A 17,260-nucleotide genomic window follows, 5' to 3' on the forward strand; every position below is an offset into this window, starting at 1 on the left:
TTTACGTAAATCCCGATGTTTCTAACCGATTGAAATTATTCACTCGAAAATAATCGATTGAATATATTTTCCACCAGGGCTACTGGATGCGGCGAAATCTCGCGGATCCCGCAGCCTTCCGGCCTCTTCCTCGACGCCGTCAACCAGATCGCCACAGATTTGGGCGTCGTCACAGACAAAGGGAAAATTTCCTCACATGGCACGCAACAAGATAGCGCTCATCGGCTCCGGCATGATCGGCGGCACTCTCGCTCACATGATCGGCCTCAAGGACCTCGGCGACGTGGTGCTGTTCGATATTGCCGAGGGCATTCCGCAAGGCAAGGGGCTCGATATCGCGCAGTCTTCGCCGGTCGACGGCTTCGATTCGAGGCTGACCGGCGTCAATGACTATGCCGGCATCGAGGGCGCCGACGTCTGCATCGTCACTGCCGGCGTGCCGCGCAAGCCGGGCATGAGCCGCGACGACCTGCTCGGCATCAACCTCAAGGTCATGGAACAGGTCGGTGCCGGCCTGAAGAAGTACGCGCCGAAGGCCTTCGTCATCTGCATCACCAACCCGCTCGACGCCATGGTCTGGGCGCTGCAGAAGTTCTCCGGCCTGCCCAAGACGCATGTCGTCGGCATGGCCGGCGTGCTCGACAGCGCGCGCTTCCGCTATTTCCTCGCTGAAGAGTTCAAGGTCTCGGTCGAAGACGTCACCGCCTTCGTGCTCGGTGGCCACGGCGATTCCATGGTGCCGATGATCCGCTATTCGACGGTGTCGGGCATTCCGCTGCCCGACCTCATCAAAATGGGCTGGACCTCGAAGGAAAAGCTCGACCAGATCGTCCAGCGCACCCGTGACGGCGGCGCCGAGATCGTCGGCCTCTTGAAGACCGGTTCGGCCTTCTATGCGCCGGCGGCTTCCGCGATCTCGATGGCCGAATCCTATCTCAAGGACAAGAAGCGCGTGCTGCCTTGCGCTGCGCATCTCTCGGGCCAGTATGGCGTCAAGGGCACCTATGTCGGCGTTCCCGTGGTCATTGGCGCCGGCGGCGTCGAGCGCATCATCGAGATCGACCTCAACAAGAGCGAGCAGAAGATGTTCGACGCTTCGGTGGCGACGGTGCAGGGCCTGACCGAGGCCTGCGTCAAGATCGCCCCGCATCTCGCCTCGAAGTGATCCCCGGAGACCATCCAGATGAACATCCATGAATATCAAGGCAAGGCGCTGCTGAAGAGCTTTGGCGCGCCGGTGGCCGAAGGCGTGCCGGTGTTCAAGGCGAGCGAGGCGGAAGCCGCCGCCAAGGCGCTGCCCGGCCCGCTCTATGTGGTGAAGAGCCAGATCCATGCCGGCGGCCGCGGCAAGGGCAAGTTCAAGGAGCTTGGCCCGGACGCCAAGGGCGGCGTGCGGCTGGCCAAGTCGGTGGCCGATGTCGTCGCCAACGCCAATGAGATGCTTGGCCACACGCTGGTGACCAAGCAGACGGGACCGGCCGGCAAGCAGGTCAATCGGCTGTACATCGAGGACGGCGCCGACATCGAGCGCGAGCTTTATCTGTCGATCCTGGTCGACCGCGCGGTTGGCCGCATCGCCTTCGTCGTATCGACCGAAGGCGGCATGGACATTGAAGGCGTCGCCCACGACACGCCGGAAAAGATCATCACCCGCGCCATCGATCCGCTGGCCGGCGTAACGAGCATCGACGTCGACATATTGGTGGAAGCGCTGGGGCTCACTGGCGACGCCGCCAAGGATGCCGCAACGCTGTTCCCGATCCTCTACAAGGCCTTTGTCGAAAAGGACATGAGCCTGCTCGAGGTCAATCCGCTGATCGTGATGAAGAACGGCCGACTGCGCGTGCTCGACGCCAAGGTGTCGTTCGACAACAACGCTCTCTTCCGCCACCCCGAGCTGATGGAACTGCGCGACACCACCGAAGAGGACGAAAAGGAGATCGAGGCGTCGAAATACGACCTCGCCTATGTCGCGCTCGACGGCAATATCGGCTGCATGGTCAACGGCGCAGGCCTTGCCATGGCGACGATGGACATCATCAAGCTCTATGGTGCCGAACCCGCCAACTTCCTCGATGTCGGCGGCGGCGCGTCCAAGGAGAAGGTGACGGCGGCGTTCAAGATCATCACCAAGGACCCGGCCGTCAAAGGCATCCTGATCAACATCTTCGGCGGCATCATGAAGTGCGACATCATTGCCGAGGGCGTGATTGCCGCGGTCAAGGAAGTCGGCCTGCAAGTGCCGCTGGTGGTGCGTCTCGAAGGCACCAATGCCGAGCTCGGCAAGAAGATCATCAACGACAGCGGCTTGAATGTCGTGTCGGCCGATGACCTCGACGACGCAGCCAAGAAGATCGTGGCAGCGGTGAAGGGCTGAGCGGATGCCTCCGCGCAAGATTAACCTCGTCGAGGCGGCGGATCAGAAGATCAGCAAGGTCTTCGATCCGCACATTGCCGGCGACGTCAATGACAGCCAAGCCAAGGTCGCCAAGTTCGGCGAGACCTTCGACTGGCATGCGCATGAGCATGAGGACGAAGCCTTCCTGGTGCTGCGCGGCCGCATCGCCATCGATTTCCGCGACGGTCCGGTCGAGCTCGGCGAGGGCGATTTCATCGTCGTGCCGAAGGGCGTCGAGCACCGGCCACGGTCGCTGACCGCGGAGCCGATCGTGCTGATGTTCGAGCCGGCAACGACGCTCAACACCGGCAATGCCAAGAGCGATCTCACCGTCTCCGATCTGAAGCGGCTCTGACCATGAACGCTGCGTCCTTCTCCTCGCTCTCGGCCGATCACCAGCGCCTGCAGGCGCTGGTCGGCGCGTGGCGCGGCGAGGAAGAGGTGGCGGAAACACAATGGGCCGATGGCGGCGCAGCGACATCGGACGTGCTGGCGGAGGCACAGTTCGGCGGGCTGTTCGTGGTGCAGCGCTATCGCCAGCGCCGCGACGGCACCGTCTCGTTCGGGTCGCACAGTGTGTTCGGCTTCGACCAGCAGAACAGCGTCGTCACCATGCATCAATTCGATTCGATGGGCTTTGTGCCGGCCTCGCCGGCCACAGGCGCATGGAACGGCGCGGAGCTCACTCTGGAGCGGGCGTCGCCACGCGGCTCCGCGCGCGTGACATATGTTTTCGACAATGCCGATGCCTACCGCATGCGACTGCATTTCAAACCTGCCGGCGGCGACAGCTGGCAAGACATGGTGAGCGGCGTCTACCGGCGCGTCTCGCCTTCCTCGATCAACGGTTTTTAGAAAAGGGCTCCGATGTCCATTCTCATCGACAAGAACACCAAGGTGCTGGTGCAGGGCCTGACCGGCAAGACCGGCACGTTCCACACCGAACAGGCGCTGGCCTATTACGGCACCAAGATGGTCGGCGGCATCCATCCCAAGAAGGGTGGCGAGACCTGGACCGGCGCTAAGGGCGAAAGCCTGCCGATCTTTGCCAGCGTTGCCGAGGGCAAGGCCAAGACCGGCGCTAATGCCTCGGTCGTCTATGTGCCGCCGGCAGGTGCCGCCGAAGCCATCCTGGAAGCGATCGAGGCCGAGATCCCGCTGATCGTCTGCATCACCGAAGGCATTCCGGTGATGGACATGGTCAGGGTCAAGGCGCGGCTCGACCGCTCGACCTCGCGGCTGATCGGGCCGAACTGCCCGGGTGTGCTCACCCCCGACGAATGCAAGATCGGCATCATGCCCGGAAACATCTTCCGAAAGGGCTCCGTCGGCGTTGTTTCGCGCTCGGGAACGCTTACCTATGAGGCGGTCTTCCAGACCACCAATGTCGGCCTCGGCCAGACCACCGCCGTCGGCATTGGCGGCGACCCCGTCAAAGGCACGGAGTTCATCGATGTGCTGGAGATGTTCCTCGCCGACGACGAGACCAAGTCGATCATCATGATCGGCGAGATCGGCGGTTCGGCCGAGGAAGACGCCGCGCAGTTCCTCAAGGACGAAGCCAAGCGCGGCCGCAAGAAACCGATGGCGGGCTTCATTGCCGGGCGCACCGCGCCGGCCGGCCGCACCATGGGCCATGCGGGCGCGGTCATCTCCGGCGGCAAGGGCGGCGCGGAAGACAAGATCGCGGCAATGGAATCGGCCGGCATCAAAGTATCGCCATCGCCGGCACGGCTGGGCACGACGCTGGTCGAGGCGATCAAGGGTTAGGGCAGTAAGGGAGTAGGGCTTCTGCCCTACTCCCCTCCAAACGTAAGGAGACGGAGCCAGGCTCCGCAGACAAAAATGGCAAGACAAGATCAGGCCAACGACCAGTTTTCACTCACCTCGTTCCTGTACGGCGGGAACGCCGACTACATCGACGCGCTCTACGCGTCCTATGAGGATGATCCGGAGTCGGTAAACCCAGAATGGCAGGACTTCTTCGCGGCGCTGAAGGACGACGCCGGCGATGTGCGCAAGAACGCCAAGGGCGCCTCCTGGGCAAGGCCCTCCTGGCCGTTGCAGGCCAATGGCGAGCTGGTATCGGCGCTCGACGGCAATTGGGGCCTGGTCGAGAGGACGGTCGAAAAGAAGGTCAAGGACAAGGCCGTCACCAACGGCGTCGTGCTGTCGGATGCCGACGTGCATCAGGCGACGCGCGATTCGGTGCGCGCTATCATGATGATCCGCGCCTACCGCATGCGCGGCCATCTGCACGCCAATCTGGATCCGCTCGGCATCGCCAAGCCGCTCGAGGACTATAACGAGCTGTCGCCGGAGAACTACGGTTTTACATCAGCCGATTACGACCGGCCGATCTTCCTCGACAATGTGCTCGGCCTCGAATTCGGCACCATCCGGCAGATGCTGGAGATTCTCACTCGCACCTATTGCTCGACCCTCGGCGTCGAGTTCATGCACATCTCCGATCCCGAGGAGAAGGCCTGGATCCAGGCCCGCATCGAAGGCACCGACAAGGAGATATCCTTCACCGCTACCGGCAAGAAGGCGATCCTGCAGAAGCTGGTCGAGGCCGAAGGCTTCGAGCAGTTCATCGACGTCAAGTACAAGGGCACCAAGCGCTTCGGTCTCGATGGCAGCGAAGGGCTGATCCCGGCGCTGGAGCAGATCATCAAGCGCGGCGGCCAGCTCGGCATGAAGGAGATCGTGCTCGGCATGGCGCATCGCGGCCGGCTCAACGTGCTCTCCCAGGTGATGGCCAAGCCGCACCGCGCCATCTTCCACGAGTTCAAGGGCGGCTCGGCCGCTCCCGACGAGGTCGAGGGCTCAGGCGACGTCAAGTACCATCTCGGCGCCTCGTCGGACCGCGAGTTCGACGGCAACAAGGTGCACCTGTCGTTGACCGCCAATCCCTCGCATCTGGAAATCGTCGATCCGGTCGTGATGGGCAAGGCGCGCGCCAAGCAGGACTATCTGTTTGGCCGCAGCCGCGAGGAGATCGTGCCGCTGGAAGAACGCGCCAAGGTGCTGCCGCTGCTGCTGCATGGTGACGCCGCCTTCGCCGGCCAAGGCGTGATTGCCGAGATCCTCGGCCTGTCGGGCCTGCGCGGCCATCGCGTCGCCGGCACGCTGCACTTCATCATCAACAACCAGATCGGCTTCACCACCAATCCGCGCTTCTCGCGTTCGTCGCCCTATCCGTCCGACGTCGCCAAGATGATCGAGGCGCCGATCTTCCACGTCAATGGCGACGATCCTGAAGCCACGGTCCATGCCGCCAAGGTGGCGATCGAATTCCGCATGAAGTTCCACAAGCCGGTGGTGGTGGACATGTTCTGCTACCGCCGCTTCGGCCACAATGAGGGCGATGAGCCGGCATTCACCCAGCCGATCATGTACGCCAACATCCGCAATCATAAGACAACGGTGCAGATCTATGGCGACCGGCTGATCGCCGAGGGCCATATCACCCAGGCCGAACTCGACAAGATGAAGGCCGACTGGCGCGCGCATCTGGAATCCGAATGGGAAGTCGGCCAGCACTACAAGCCCAACAAGGCCGACTGGCTGGATGGCGCATGGTCAGGCCTGCGCACCGCCGACAACCAGGACGAACAGCGCCGCGGCAAGACCGCCGTGCCGGTCAAGGTGCTGAAGGAGATCGGCAAGAAGCTGACCGAGGTGCCGAAGGGTTTCGAGGCACACAAGACCATCATCCGCTTCCTCGAGAACCGCCGCCAGGCGATCGAATCCGGCGAAGGCATCGATTGGTCGACGGCCGAGGCGCTGGCTTTCGGCGCCATCCTGCTCGACGGCAATCCGATCCGGCTCTCCGGCCAGGATTCCGAACGCGGCACCTTTTCGCAGCGCCATTCCGTGCTCTACGACCAGCGCGACGAGACCCGTTATATCCCGCTCAACAATCTGTCTGCGGCGCAGGCGGGCTACGAAGTCATCAACTCGATGCTTTCGGAAGAGGCGGTGCTCGGCTTCGAATATGGCTACAGCCTGGCCGAACCGAAGGCGCTTACGCTATGGGAAGCGCAGTTCGGCGATTTCGCCAACGGCGCCCAGGTGGTGTTCGACCAGTTCATCTCCAGCGGCGAGCGCAAGTGGCTGCGCATGTCGGGGCTGGTCTGCCTGCTGCCGCATGGCTATGAGGGCCAGGGTCCGGAGCATTCCTCGGCGCGTCTCGAACGCTTCCTGCAGCTCTGCGCCGAAGACAATATGCAAGTCGCCAACTGCACCACGCCGGCCAACTATTTCCACATCCTGCGCCGGCAGCTGAAGCGAGACTTCCGCAAGCCGCTGATCCTGATGACGCCGAAGTCGTTGCTGCGCCACAAGCGGGCAGTGTCGACGCTGCCTGAGATTTCGGGCGAAAGCTCGTTCCACCGGCTGCTGTGGGACGATGCCCAGCTGTTGCAGAACCAGGCGATCAAGCTGGTCAAGGATTCCAAGATCCGCCGCGTCGTGCTGTGCTCGGGCAAGGTCTATTACGACCTCTATGAGGAGCGCGAGAAGCGCGGCATCAACGACATCTATCTGTTGCGCGTCGAACAGCTCTATCCGTTCCCGGCCAAGGCGCTGATCACCGAACTGTCGCGTTTCCGCAACGCCGAGATGGTGTGGTGCCAGGAAGAGCCGAAGAACATGGGCGCCTGGTCGTTCATCGATCCGTATCTGGAGTGGGTGCTGGCGCATATCGACGCCAAGCATCAGCGGGTGCGCTACACCGGACGTCCGGCGGCGGCATCGCCGGCGACCGGGTTGATGTCGAAGCATTTGGCGCAGCTCGCCGCCCTGCTCGAAGACGCGCTCGGTGAGTAAAGCAGCATTGGGCGAATAGAATTCGGCACACAGAACAGACAGAGAAGAAACGGACAGGCACAATGGCTACCGAAATCCGCGTTCCCACTCTCGGCGAATCCGTCACCGAGGCGACCATCGGCAAGTGGTTCAAGAAGGTCGGCGATGCCATTGCCGTCGACGAGCCGCTGGTCGAGCTCGAAACCGACAAGGTGACGGTGGAAGTGCCCGCTGCTGCTGCCGGCACGCTGGGCGAGATCACCGCCAAGGAAGGTGAGACCGTCGGCGTCGGCGCCCTTCTCGGGTCGATCTCGGCCGGCGGAGTCGCCGCCGCACCTGCAAACAAGCAGGAGGCCAAGCCGCAAACCGTCTCGCAAGCGTCGAGCCCCGACGCGGCCCATACGACCAAGCAGGCCGCGGCCGAGACCGCCAAGATCGCCGGTGATGCCGGCGCGGTCGAGCCGCGCTCTATGCCGCCGGCGCCGGCTGCCGCAAAGCTGATCGCCGAGAACAATCTGTCCGTCGACCAGGTGTCCGGCTCGGGCAAGCGCGGCCAGGTGCTGAAGGGCGATGTGCTCGACGCGATTTCCAAGGGCGCACCGTCGCAGCCGGCCGAAACGCCGAGAGCCGTCGCGGTGCGCGCGCCGTCCTCCGGTGACGATGCCTCGCGTGAAGAACGCGTGCGCATGACCAAGCTGCGCCAGACTATCGCGCGCCGGCTGAAGGAAGCGCAGTCGACCGCCGCCATGCTGACCACCTTCAACGAGGTCGACATGTCAGCGGTGATGGCGCTCAGGACCAAGTACAAGGACATCTTCGAGAAGAAGCATGGCGTGAAGCTCGGCTTCATGGGCTTCTTCACCAAGGCGGTCACCCATGCCTTGAAAGAAATCCCCTCGGTCAATGCCGAGATCGACGGCACCGACATCATCTTCAAGAACTATGCCCATATCGGCGTTGCCGTCGGCACGGAAAAGGGCCTCGTCGTGCCGGTGGTGCGCGACGCCGACCAGATGTCGATCGCCGAGATCGAGAAGGACATCGGCCGGCTGGGCATTGCCGCGCGTGACGGCAAGCTGTCGGTCGCCGACATGCAGGGCGGCACGTTCACCATCTCCAACGGCGGCGTTTACGGCTCGCTGATGTCGACGCCGATCTTGAATGCGCCGCAGTCGGGCATTCTGGGCATGCACAAGATCCAAGACCGCCCCGTCGTGGTCGGCGGCCAGATCGTGATCCGGCCGATGATGTACCTGGCGCTCTCCTACGATCATCGCATCGTCGACGGCAAGGAAGCAGTGACCTTCCTGGTCCGCGTCAAGGACAGCCTGGAGGATCCGGAACGGCTGGTGCTTGATCTCTAGAGGCTGGTCGGTTTTGAGCCGGGGAAAGGACTGCGCCGCCGCATGACGACCCGTTCCTCGCGCTTCCGGTCCCGAATGGTTTTCATGGCAGTGTGTGCGGTCGGCGTCACGCAAGCTGTATCTACAGCCCACGCCGCCTGCCCGCTGGCGCTCGCCGTCTATGGCGATGCCGAGAGCGAGGCCGGCATCGATTTTCGGCCGACGACGGGTGCGGCCACCGTCACCAACTCCTTCAAGATGGTGCTCGACAAGGGCGTCGTGCTCGACGGCATCGTCATGTGGACATCAGGCGTTTCGCGGCCGCACGGATCGCTGATGTACAAATGCCCGACCGGCGACGTCACCGGCGACGAGCTTGCCGCCTGCACGGTCTGGCAAGGTGTCGTCTACAGCGCCGACGACAAGGGCAACATCGCGCTCATGGCGGCGGAGGGCACGGACGCACCGCAGAGCCTGATCTTCCCCGATCTCGGGCCATCGCTGCAGATGTCGTCGGCCTTCGGCGCCAACGGTTTCTCGAAACTGCCGTGGGACGTGTTTCTGTTGAAAGGCTGCCAGGAATGAGCGCGGCCAAGAAGGTTCTTCTGGTCACCGGCGGCAGCCGCGGCATTGGCGCGGCCACCTGCCGGCTTGCGGCGAAGGCCGGCTACCGGGTCGCGGTCAACTATGCCGCGAACGAGGCCGCCGCCAAGGCGCTGGTTGCCGAAGTCGAGGCGATGGGCGGTGACGCCTTTGCGGTCAAGGGTGACGTCGGCAACGAAGGCGACATCGTGGCAATGTTCGAGGCGGTCGACCACCGCTTCGGCAGGCTCGATGGCCTCGTCAACAATGCCGGCGTCGTCGACGTCAAGGCGCGTGTCGACGAAATGAGCCTGGCGCGGCTGGAGCGCATGATGCGCATCAATGTCATCGGCTCGTTTCTGTGCGCCCGCGAAGCGGTCAGGCGCATGTCGAGCAAGAATGGCGGCCAGGGCGGCGCCATCGTCAACATTTCGTCGGCGGCGTCGATACACGGCTCGCCCGGCGAATATGTCGACTATGCCGCGTCCAAGGCGGCGATCGACACCTTCACGCTCGGGCTGGCGCGCGAAGTCGCGACTGAAGGTGTGCGTGTCAATGCGATACGGCCAGGCATCATCGACACCGAGATCCATGCTTCGGGCGGCCAGCCAGACCGGGTCGAGCGGTTCCGCGACATGCTGCCGATGAAGCGCGCCGGCACGGCGGATGAAGTCGCGCATGCCGTTCTCTATCTTTTGTCGGATGAAGCGTCCTATACGACGGGCGCGATCCTGAATGTTAGCGGCGGCCGCTGAAGGCCACAAATCAAAGGGATAGAGCATGATGGTCTCCGAAAACCGCTTCACACTTTTCGGCATCATGCTCTAGGCAAGAAGGACACCCATCATGGCTTATGACGTCGTTATCATCGGATCGGGACCGGGCGGCTATGTCTGCGCCATCAAGGCGGCGCAGCTCGGGCTGAAGGTCGCGGTGGTCGAGAAGAACGCCACCTTCGGCGGCACCTGCCTCAACATCGGCTGCATCCCCTCCAAGGCGCTGCTTTATGCCTCGGAGATGTTCGCCGAGGCCGGCCATTCCTTCGATACGCTGGGGGTCGAGATACCGGCGCCAAAACTCAATCTGAAGAAGATGATGGCGCACAAGGACGCGACCGTTTCGGCCAACGTCAACGGCGTCGCCTTCCTGTTCAAGAAGAACAAGATCGACTCGTTCCGCGGCACCGGCAAGGTGGTCGCCGCCGGCAAGGTCTCGGTGACGGCTGAGGACGGCAAGGTCGAGGAGATCGAGACGAAAAACATCGTCATTGCCACCGGCTCGGATGTCGCCGGCATTCCCGGCGTTAAGGTCGACATCGACGAGAAGGTGATCCTGTCGTCGACCGGCGCCCTATCGCTGGCCAAGGTGCCGGAGCGACTGGTGGTGGTCGGCGGCGGCGTCATCGGGCTGGAACTCGGCTCGGTATGGGCGCGGCTCGGCGCCAAGGTCACCGTGGTCGAGTTCCTCGACACCATTCTGGGCGGCATGGACGGCGAGGTTTCCAAACAGTTCCAGCGGCTGCTGTCCAAGCAGGGCTTCGAGTTCAAGCTCGGCGCCAAGGTCACCGGCGTGTCCAAGACCAAGAAGGGCGCGACCGTCACCTTCGAGCCGATCAACGGCGGTGCGGCCGAGACCATCGAGGCCGATGCGGTGCTGATCTCGACCGGACGCCGGGCCTATTCCGACAGTCTCGGGCTGAAGGAGGCCGGCGTCGAGGTCGATGAGCGCGGCCGGGTCAAGACCGACGTGCATCTGCGGACCAATGTGGCGGGCATCTACGCCATCGGCGATGTCATCGCCGGACCGATGCTGGCGCACAAGGCCGAGGACGAAGGCGTGGCGGTGGCCGAGACCATTGCCGGCCAGGCCGGTCATGTGAATTACGACGTCATCCCGAGCGTCGTCTACACCAGCCCGGAAATCGCTTCGGTCGGCAAGACCGAGGAGGAGCTGAAGAAGGCCGGCATCGATTACAAGATCGGCAAATTCCCGTTCACCGCCAACGGCCGCGCGCGCGCCATGCTGCACACCGACGGCTTCGTGAAGATCCTCGCTGACAAGGTCAGCGACCGCGTGCTCGGCGTCCACATTGTCGGCTTCGGCGCCGGCGAGATGATCCATGAGGCTGCGGTACTGATGGAGTTCGGCGGCTCGTCCGAAGACCTCGCCCGCACCTGCCACGCGCACCCGACAATGTCGGAAGCGGTCAAGGAAGCGGCACTGGCCACGTTCTTCAAGCCGATCCATATCTAATTTCGACAGGGAAGTTTGCGGCACGTCGGCGGTGAAGGATCGCTACCCTCGCCAACAACAGGCCCCAAAACAAAACGGCCCGCTTCGCAGCGGGCCGTTCGTTATTAAATTCAGTGGCCTGATTACTGGGCCGGTGCGGGAGCCGGAGCCGGAGCAGGCGCGGGAGCCGGGGCTGGTGCCGGAGCGGGCTCAGGCGCAGGTGCGGGCGCCGGGGCTGGCGCGGGAGCCGGTTCGGCGGGCTTCATCGGCTCAGCCGGTGCAGGCGCAGGTGCCGGTGTGCTGGCTGCCGGCGGCTCGGCGGGTGCCGGAGGCTCGCCGCTTCTTCCAAAAACATAGTACGCGACAATCGCAAGGATGACGACGACCAGCGCAATCAGCCAGCCGCTGCCACCGCCCGATTTGGGCGCCGGGCCCGGGTCGTTAGGGTTCGACATAAAAGTGTCCTCCATGGATGAAAAGCATCAAACAACACCCATCAACGCGCAACCGTTGAACGGGTTTCATACTAGGCCTGGAAATCGCCGAACGCAGGAAAATTCTGATTTACAACCGCTCGGTGGCCTGTATTTCCCCCGCAAAATCAATCGCGAGTGAGCAAAAATGAGCTTACCTGTCCTTTTTCGCCAAGAATAGGGCCAACCGGTCTTCAGACCGCGAATCAGCTGCGGACCCAGACACAACCGAGCCTTGCATGATTCGGCAGGCAAGGAGCCGCGCAGATCAGTCGACGGCAGTGACAGTATAGCCGGCTTTGCGAAAATCCTCCACCAGGCCTTCGGGGCCGGGAAGATGCAGGGCGCCGACCGCCATGAAGGCGTTGCCCTTGGCCAGGATCGGCTGGGCATGGTCGACCATCACCTTGTTGCGGTCGGTAATCATGGCCTGCTCGAAGGCGGCGTACCCTGCAGCGTCGTCCTCTTCGCCTGGGGACATTGACCGCAGGAGCGGCCAGAACGTGCCGGTGTCGCCGCGCTGGTAGAGCACGATCATGGTCTCGTTGATGTCGTTTATCTTGTCGCCGAGCTTCAAGGTTTCAACCAGCCCCTTGATGTGAAAGGCGATCGGCAGCGAAGCCATGGCGCGGAGCTGGCCGGCGGCGGTTTCCAGGCCTTCCACCGGCTTTCCATTAGCCTTGGCGTCCTCAGCCAGCTTGACGTCGAGAACCGGCGCGCCGCCTGCCTGGCGGGCGACCTCGCAGACCGGCAGCGCGACCATGGCCGACAGCAGCCACGGCTTCATCTTGGAGACGCTCGCCGGCGGAATGCCGCGCGCATCGAGCCCCTTGTTCACCACCGCCGCATCCTCCGGCGACAATAGCGACGACAGCGTCGTGCTGTCGGTGAACATCATCAGCTCGGGCTCCTTGAGCATGGCCTCCATCATCTTCTGCTTGTCGAGCACGTCGGTGGTTTCGATGATGATGGTGCCGGCGGCGTCGTAGGCCCGCTTGGCGGCCGGCGGCAGCGCGGTCACGCGCGGGTCGGTCATGTGCATGGTGCCGAACAGGAAGGATGGCTTTTCGCCTGATTTTTCCAGCTTCCACAATAGGCCCTTGCCGTTCAGCGTCGCCGCCGCTTGCGCCTCGATCCTGGCATGGGTGGCGGGGTCGTCCTTCTGCAGGGCCGACAGCAGATCAGCGCCGGTGCAGACCGGGACGTCGGCATGCGCCTTACCGGCGGCGAGCAGCAGCACGATGAGGAAAGACAGGAAAAACAGCGTGTTGAGCGCGACAAGCAGCTTCAGCGACGCAAGGGCCGCGCGGTCGGCGATGGCGATGACGCGTTTCATGATCGCTTTTCTAGGACCGAAAAGCGGCGAAACGGTTAATCGGCGGCGCAAATTTGAAGAGTTCACGCCCTTGGGTGGGCGGACTCATATATTTCGAGCAGCCTTGCGGTGTCGACGCCGGTATAGACCTGCGTCGTCGACAGGCTGGCATGGCCGAGAAGCTCCTGGATGGTGCGCAAGTCACCGCCGCGGCCAAGCAGATGGGTAGCGAAGGAGTGGCGCAAGGCGTGCGGGGTGGCGGTATCCGGCAGGTTGAGCGCCGAGCGCAGTTTGGCCATGTCGCGCTGGACGATGGCCGGATTGAGCGGTCCGCCGCGAGCGCCACGAAACAAAAGGCCCTTGGGGTCGAGATGGTAAGGGCACAGTTTGCGGTATTCGGCGATGGCGCGCAGCGCCACCGGCAGCACCGGCACCAGCCGCGTCTTGCCGCCCTTGCCGGTGACGCGCAGCACGGTGTCGCCTTCCGAGGCCAGGTCGGCGGCACTGAGGCCAAGCGCTTCGGAAATGCGCAGGCCCGAACCGTAGAGCAGCGTCAGCACGGCGGCGTTGCGGGCGGCGATCCAGGGCTCCTCCGCCAATTGGCCTTCCACCGAGACGACATGTTTGGCGTCGCTGGCGGTGAGTGGCTTGGGCAGCGATTTCGGCTGGCGCGGGGCGCGCAGCGCTGCTGCTCCCGCCGCGTTGGCGAGACCGCGCCGTTCGAGGAAACGCAGCAGTGAGCGGATGCCGGCAAGACCTCGGCCGAGCGTACGGGCGCCGGCGCCGGCGTTGCGCCGCGCGGCAAGAAAGCCGCGCAGATCGGCCGGACGCAAAGTGGCGATGTCGGAAATGCCGGGCGAGCCGCCGCAATGTCCGGTCAGGAAATGCAGGAACTGGCGCGTGTCGCGCTCATAGGCTTCGACTGTCGCCGGCGACAGCCGGCGTTCGCGCGCCAGCATCTTCAGCCAGCTCTCGCGCGCCGCCTGGAGGTCGGGTTTTGCCGGGATGAGAAATTCCTGCATGCGGCCATTGTCAGGCAGCCGGGTTAGGAAGCAGTGAAGAAGCTGTCATTGAAATGGCCACGGGAGGGCGTTAGAGCAGGGCAAAGGACATCAGCCATGAGCAAGCCCCAAAACCCTGTCCAGATGGCCGTGATCGGCGCCGCCCACGGCATCAAGGGCGAGCTCAGGGTCAAAACCTTCACCGGCGAGCCGCTGGCGCTGGCCGATTATGGGCCGCTCTATGCCAAGGACGGCCGCGCCTTCCAGATCATCGACATTCGGCCCGCCAACACCGTCGTCGTGGTGCGCTTCAAGGGCATTGCCGACCGCAATGCCGCCGAGGCGCTGGCTGGCACGGAGCTGTTCGTCGACCGCTCGATGCTGCCGGACGATGGCGAGGAGGACGAGTTCTACCACGCCGATCTCGTCGGGCTCGAGGTCCGCGACGATAAGGACGCGGTCATTGGCAAGGTGGTCGCCGTGCACAATTTCGGCGGCGGCGACATTCTCGACGTCACACTCGGCGGGCGCAAAGGCGTGCTGATCCCGTTCACCCAGGCCGCCGTGCCGCAGGTGTCGGTTGCCGAGGGGTTTGTCCGCGTCGATCCGGCCGCCGCCGGTCTGATCGAGGACGAGGATGGCGAGACGCCGCGTGAAGACAATTTCGACGCGAAGGGCCGGCCGCGCGGGCCCAAGGACGCCGGAGGCAACCGGTGACGTTCAAGGCATCGGTGCTGACGCTCTATCCCGAGATGTTTCCGGGTCCGCTCGGCCTGTCGCTGGCCGGGCGGGCGCTGGAGGCAGGTACGTGGTCACTGGACGCGGTCCAGATCCGCGAATTTGCTGAGGACCGCCACCACACGGTGGACGACACACCGGCCGGCGGCGGCGCCGGTATGGTGATGCGCGCCGATGTGCTGGCCAAGGCGATCGACCACACGTCGCCGGCCGGCGATCCGCGGCCAAGGTTGCTGATGAGCCCGCGCGGAAAACCGCTGACCCAGGCGCGTGTGCGCGAACTGGCCGCCGGACCGGGCGCGGTCATCGTCTGCGGCCGCTTCGAAGGCGTCGACCAACGGCTGATCGAGGCGCGGAACCTGGAGGAGGTGTCCATCGGCGATTTCATCCTCTCCGGCGGCGAGCCGGCCGCACTTGTGCTGCTCGACGCCGTGGTGCGGCTGTTGCCCGGCGTGATGGGCAATGCGGTGTCAGGCGAAGAGGAAAGCTTTGAGAACGGCCTGCTCGAACATCCGCACTACACGCGGCCACAGGAATTCGAGGGCAGGCCGATCCCCGACGTGCTGACGTCAGGCAATCACAAGAAGATCGCCGCCTGGCGCCGCGCGGAGTCCGAGAAGCTGACCAGGGATCGGCGACCGGATTTGCTCGCCGCTCAGCCCTTGGCAAAATAATAAAACGCCAGAAACAGGCCGACGGCGATGACGAAGCCGCGTACTGCGTTTTGCGGCACGCGCTTGGCGATCCACACGCCGGCGTAGCCGCCCAGCGCGCCGCCGGGGATCATGACGATCGCTTGCGGCCAGGCGACGACGCCGCCGGAGACGAAGACGATGATCGCTACTGCCGCGATGACCACGGCCAGCATGTTCTTCAGCGCATTCAGCCGGTGGTAGTCGCCGGCCTGTGTCAGGCCGAGCGTCGCCAGCATCATCACGCCCATGCCGGCGCCGAAGAAGCCGCCATAGACCGCGGTGAGGAACTGCGCCAGCGACCCGGCGAGCGAGCCGACCGCGGCCTCGTGTCCCGGCTTGGGCGCGGGCTTCAGCCACGGTCCGGCGGCGAAAAGCGCTGTGGCGGCCAAAAGCAGCCACGGCACCATGACGCGGAAGGACGGGTTGGAAAGCGCCAGAAGGATGAAGGCGCCGGCCAGCGCGCCGGCGGCCGAAATCAGGCAGAGCAGCAGCGCGCCGCGCCAGAAATGCTCGATGTCGGTCCAGTAGGCGAGCGTCGAGGTGATGTAGCCCGGAAACTGCGTCACCGAGGAGGTGGCGTTGGCGACGATCGGCGGTACGCCGACCAGCGACATGGCGCCGAAAGTAATGAAGGTGCCGCCGCCGGCGACCGCGTTGCATGCGCCCGACAGAAAGCCTGCCGCAAACAGCAGGGCAGCGTCGAGAACGGACATGTCGAAAATCGTCATGAGAGTGGCGCCGGACAAGTATGCGTCGTCCGGCTTAGGAAGCTTGGAGGGCAGGCGCAACCCTGCACTGGACGATTGCGTGGTGGCATGCGACCAAAAAAGACAGGGCCAAGGCGTGACAAGTGAGTGAAATAGCTGTATGTGCCCGCCTGTACTGGCGAGAAAAATCTCCCAGACCCGTCAACAATGACGGTGTAGTCGCCCCTGCCCGATGTCCAGAAGACAGATGTCTCGGAGACAAAGGGCATAGCCGAGCGGTCAATGGAACTGCAAGGCGAGTGTCGGACGCTCTGACTGTCGGAAGAACAAGAAGTGGACTATTGAGATGGATATCATCCGTCAGCTCGAGGCCGAACAGGCCGCCAAGATCGAAGCCAAGCGCAAGCTTCCCGAATTCCAGCCCGGCGACACCGTGCGCGTCCAGGTCCGCGTGACCGAAGGCACCCGCACCCGTGTCCAGGCCTATGAGGGCGTCGTCATCGCCCGCTCCGGCGCCGGCTTCCAGGAAAACTTCACCGTCCGCAAGATCTCCTACGGCGAAGGCGTCGAGCGCGTTTTCCCGGTCTTCTCGCCGATGGTCGAGGGCGTCGAGATCGTGCGCCGCGGCAAGGTGCGCCGCGCCAAGCTCTATTATCTGCGCGACCGTCGCGGCAAGTCGGCCCGTATTTCGGAAAACACCGGCGTGCGCGCCCGCAAGCTCAACGATGAGGAGCGCGATGCGCTGAACGCCGAGAAGGCCCGCATCGAAGCCGAGAAGGTCGCCGCCGCCCAGGCGCTGGCCGCCGAGACGGCCGCCAAGGAAGCCGCCGAGAAGAAGGCCGCCGACGAGGCTGAAGCGGCAGCCAAGGCCGCTGCGGAAGCCACCCCGGCCGAATAAGATCTCGACCAAGGATTTTGGAAAGGCGGCTTCGGCCGCCTTTTTTCGTTTCACCAGACTGTGAAC

Annotated in this window: 16 protein-coding genes; 13 read left to right on the forward strand and 3 right to left on the reverse strand. The window is 63.9% G+C overall.

What is annotated here, in order from left to right:
• The first annotated feature begins 196 nt into the window (after positions 1–196).
• From mdh to lpdA, 10 genes are all read left to right on the forward strand, one after another.
• Positions 197–1,165, forward strand: coding sequence for a malate dehydrogenase (gene mdh, locus AC1D1N_RS03140; protein ID WP_112560100.1), 969 nt, complete (start codon positions 197–199; stop codon positions 1,163–1,165).
• Between the two features lie 18 nt (positions 1,166–1,183).
• Positions 1,184–2,377, forward strand: a complete 1,194-nt coding sequence (sucC, locus tag AC1D1N_RS03145) for an ADP-forming succinate--CoA ligase subunit beta (RefSeq protein ID WP_436262416.1) — start codon at positions 1,184–1,186, stop codon at positions 2,375–2,377.
• A 4-nt stretch (positions 2,378–2,381) separates the two neighbouring features.
• A complete protein-coding gene (locus AC1D1N_RS03150) occupies positions 2,382–2,753 on the forward strand; it encodes a cupin domain-containing protein (protein WP_436262417.1) in 372 nt (123 codons plus the stop codon).
• A 2-nt stretch (positions 2,754–2,755) separates the two neighbouring features.
• On the forward strand, positions 2,756–3,253 hold the full coding sequence (locus tag AC1D1N_RS03155; RefSeq protein WP_477346540.1) for a DUF1579 family protein: 498 nt from the start codon (positions 2,756–2,758) through the stop codon (positions 3,251–3,253).
• Between the two features lie 12 nt (positions 3,254–3,265).
• Complete coding sequence (gene sucD / locus AC1D1N_RS03160; protein ID WP_477346542.1) at positions 3,266–4,168, forward strand: succinate--CoA ligase subunit alpha; 903 nt, start codon at positions 3,266–3,268, stop codon at positions 4,166–4,168.
• A 75-nt stretch (positions 4,169–4,243) separates the two neighbouring features.
• A complete protein-coding gene (locus AC1D1N_RS03165; RefSeq protein WP_436262420.1) occupies positions 4,244–7,231 on the forward strand; it encodes a 2-oxoglutarate dehydrogenase E1 component in 2,988 nt (995 codons plus the stop codon).
• Positions 7,232–7,293: 62 nt separating this feature from the next.
• Positions 7,294–8,574 (forward strand): 2-oxoglutarate dehydrogenase complex dihydrolipoyllysine-residue succinyltransferase, encoded by a 1,281-nt coding sequence (gene odhB, locus AC1D1N_RS03170; RefSeq protein WP_436262421.1) that lies wholly within the window; start codon positions 7,294–7,296, stop codon positions 8,572–8,574.
• An 84-nt stretch (positions 8,575–8,658) separates the two neighbouring features.
• Positions 8,659–9,138: a hypothetical protein gene (locus tag AC1D1N_RS03175; protein ID WP_436262422.1), complete on the forward strand. Its 480-nt coding sequence runs from the start codon at positions 8,659–8,661 to the stop codon at positions 9,136–9,138.
• Positions 9,135–9,890 (forward strand): SDR family oxidoreductase, encoded by a 756-nt coding sequence (locus AC1D1N_RS03180; RefSeq protein WP_436262423.1) that lies wholly within the window; start codon positions 9,135–9,137, stop codon positions 9,888–9,890. Before AC1D1N_RS03175 ends, AC1D1N_RS03180 begins: the two co-directional genes overlap by 4 nt.
• A gap of 91 nt (positions 9,891–9,981) precedes the next feature.
• Complete coding sequence (gene lpdA / locus AC1D1N_RS03185; RefSeq protein WP_477346545.1) at positions 9,982–11,388, forward strand: dihydrolipoyl dehydrogenase; 1,407 nt, start codon at positions 9,982–9,984, stop codon at positions 11,386–11,388.
• 720 nt (positions 11,389–12,108) lie between these two features.
• Here lpdA and AC1D1N_RS03190 read toward each other — a convergent pair.
• Together AC1D1N_RS03190 and AC1D1N_RS03195 are read right to left on the reverse strand one after the other, a co-directional pair.
• Entirely contained in the window at positions 12,109–13,176 is a 1,068-nt protein-coding gene (locus AC1D1N_RS03190) for a TraB/GumN family protein (RefSeq protein WP_477346547.1), read from the reverse strand.
• Positions 13,177–13,238: 62 nt separating this feature from the next.
• Positions 13,239–14,177 (reverse strand): tyrosine recombinase XerC, encoded by a 939-nt coding sequence (locus AC1D1N_RS03195; RefSeq protein ID WP_436262427.1) that lies wholly within the window; start codon positions 14,175–14,177, stop codon positions 13,239–13,241.
• A gap of 96 nt (positions 14,178–14,273) precedes the next feature.
• Here AC1D1N_RS03195 and rimM point away from each other — a divergent pair, with 96 nt between their 5' ends.
• The gene (gene rimM, locus AC1D1N_RS03200) at positions 14,274–14,873 is read left to right on the forward strand and encodes a ribosome maturation factor RimM (protein WP_477346549.1); all 600 of its coding nucleotides are present in this window, start codon (positions 14,274–14,276) and stop codon (positions 14,871–14,873) included.
• Positions 14,870–15,568: a tRNA (guanosine(37)-N1)-methyltransferase TrmD gene (gene trmD, locus AC1D1N_RS03205; protein ID WP_477346551.1), complete on the forward strand. Its 699-nt coding sequence runs from the start codon at positions 14,870–14,872 to the stop codon at positions 15,566–15,568. Before rimM ends, trmD begins: the two co-directional genes overlap by 4 nt.
• Here trmD and AC1D1N_RS03210 read toward each other — a convergent pair.
• Positions 15,550–16,302 carry a sulfite exporter TauE/SafE family protein gene (locus AC1D1N_RS03210; protein WP_192251380.1) on the reverse strand — a complete coding sequence of 251 codons (753 nt, stop codon included), beginning with the start codon at positions 16,300–16,302 and terminating at the stop codon, positions 15,550–15,552. The genes trmD and AC1D1N_RS03210 overlap by 19 nt on opposite strands.
• 340 nt (positions 16,303–16,642) lie before the next feature.
• Between AC1D1N_RS03210 and rplS the strand changes: the two genes are divergently transcribed.
• Positions 16,643–17,194 carry a 50S ribosomal protein L19 gene (gene rplS, locus AC1D1N_RS03215; protein ID WP_142867183.1) on the forward strand — a complete coding sequence of 184 codons (552 nt, stop codon included), beginning with the start codon at positions 16,643–16,645 and terminating at the stop codon, positions 17,192–17,194.
• The last annotated feature ends 66 nt before the right edge of the window (positions 17,195–17,260 follow it).

It is taken from the genome of Mesorhizobium sp. P2_B5 (assembly GCF_056404775.1).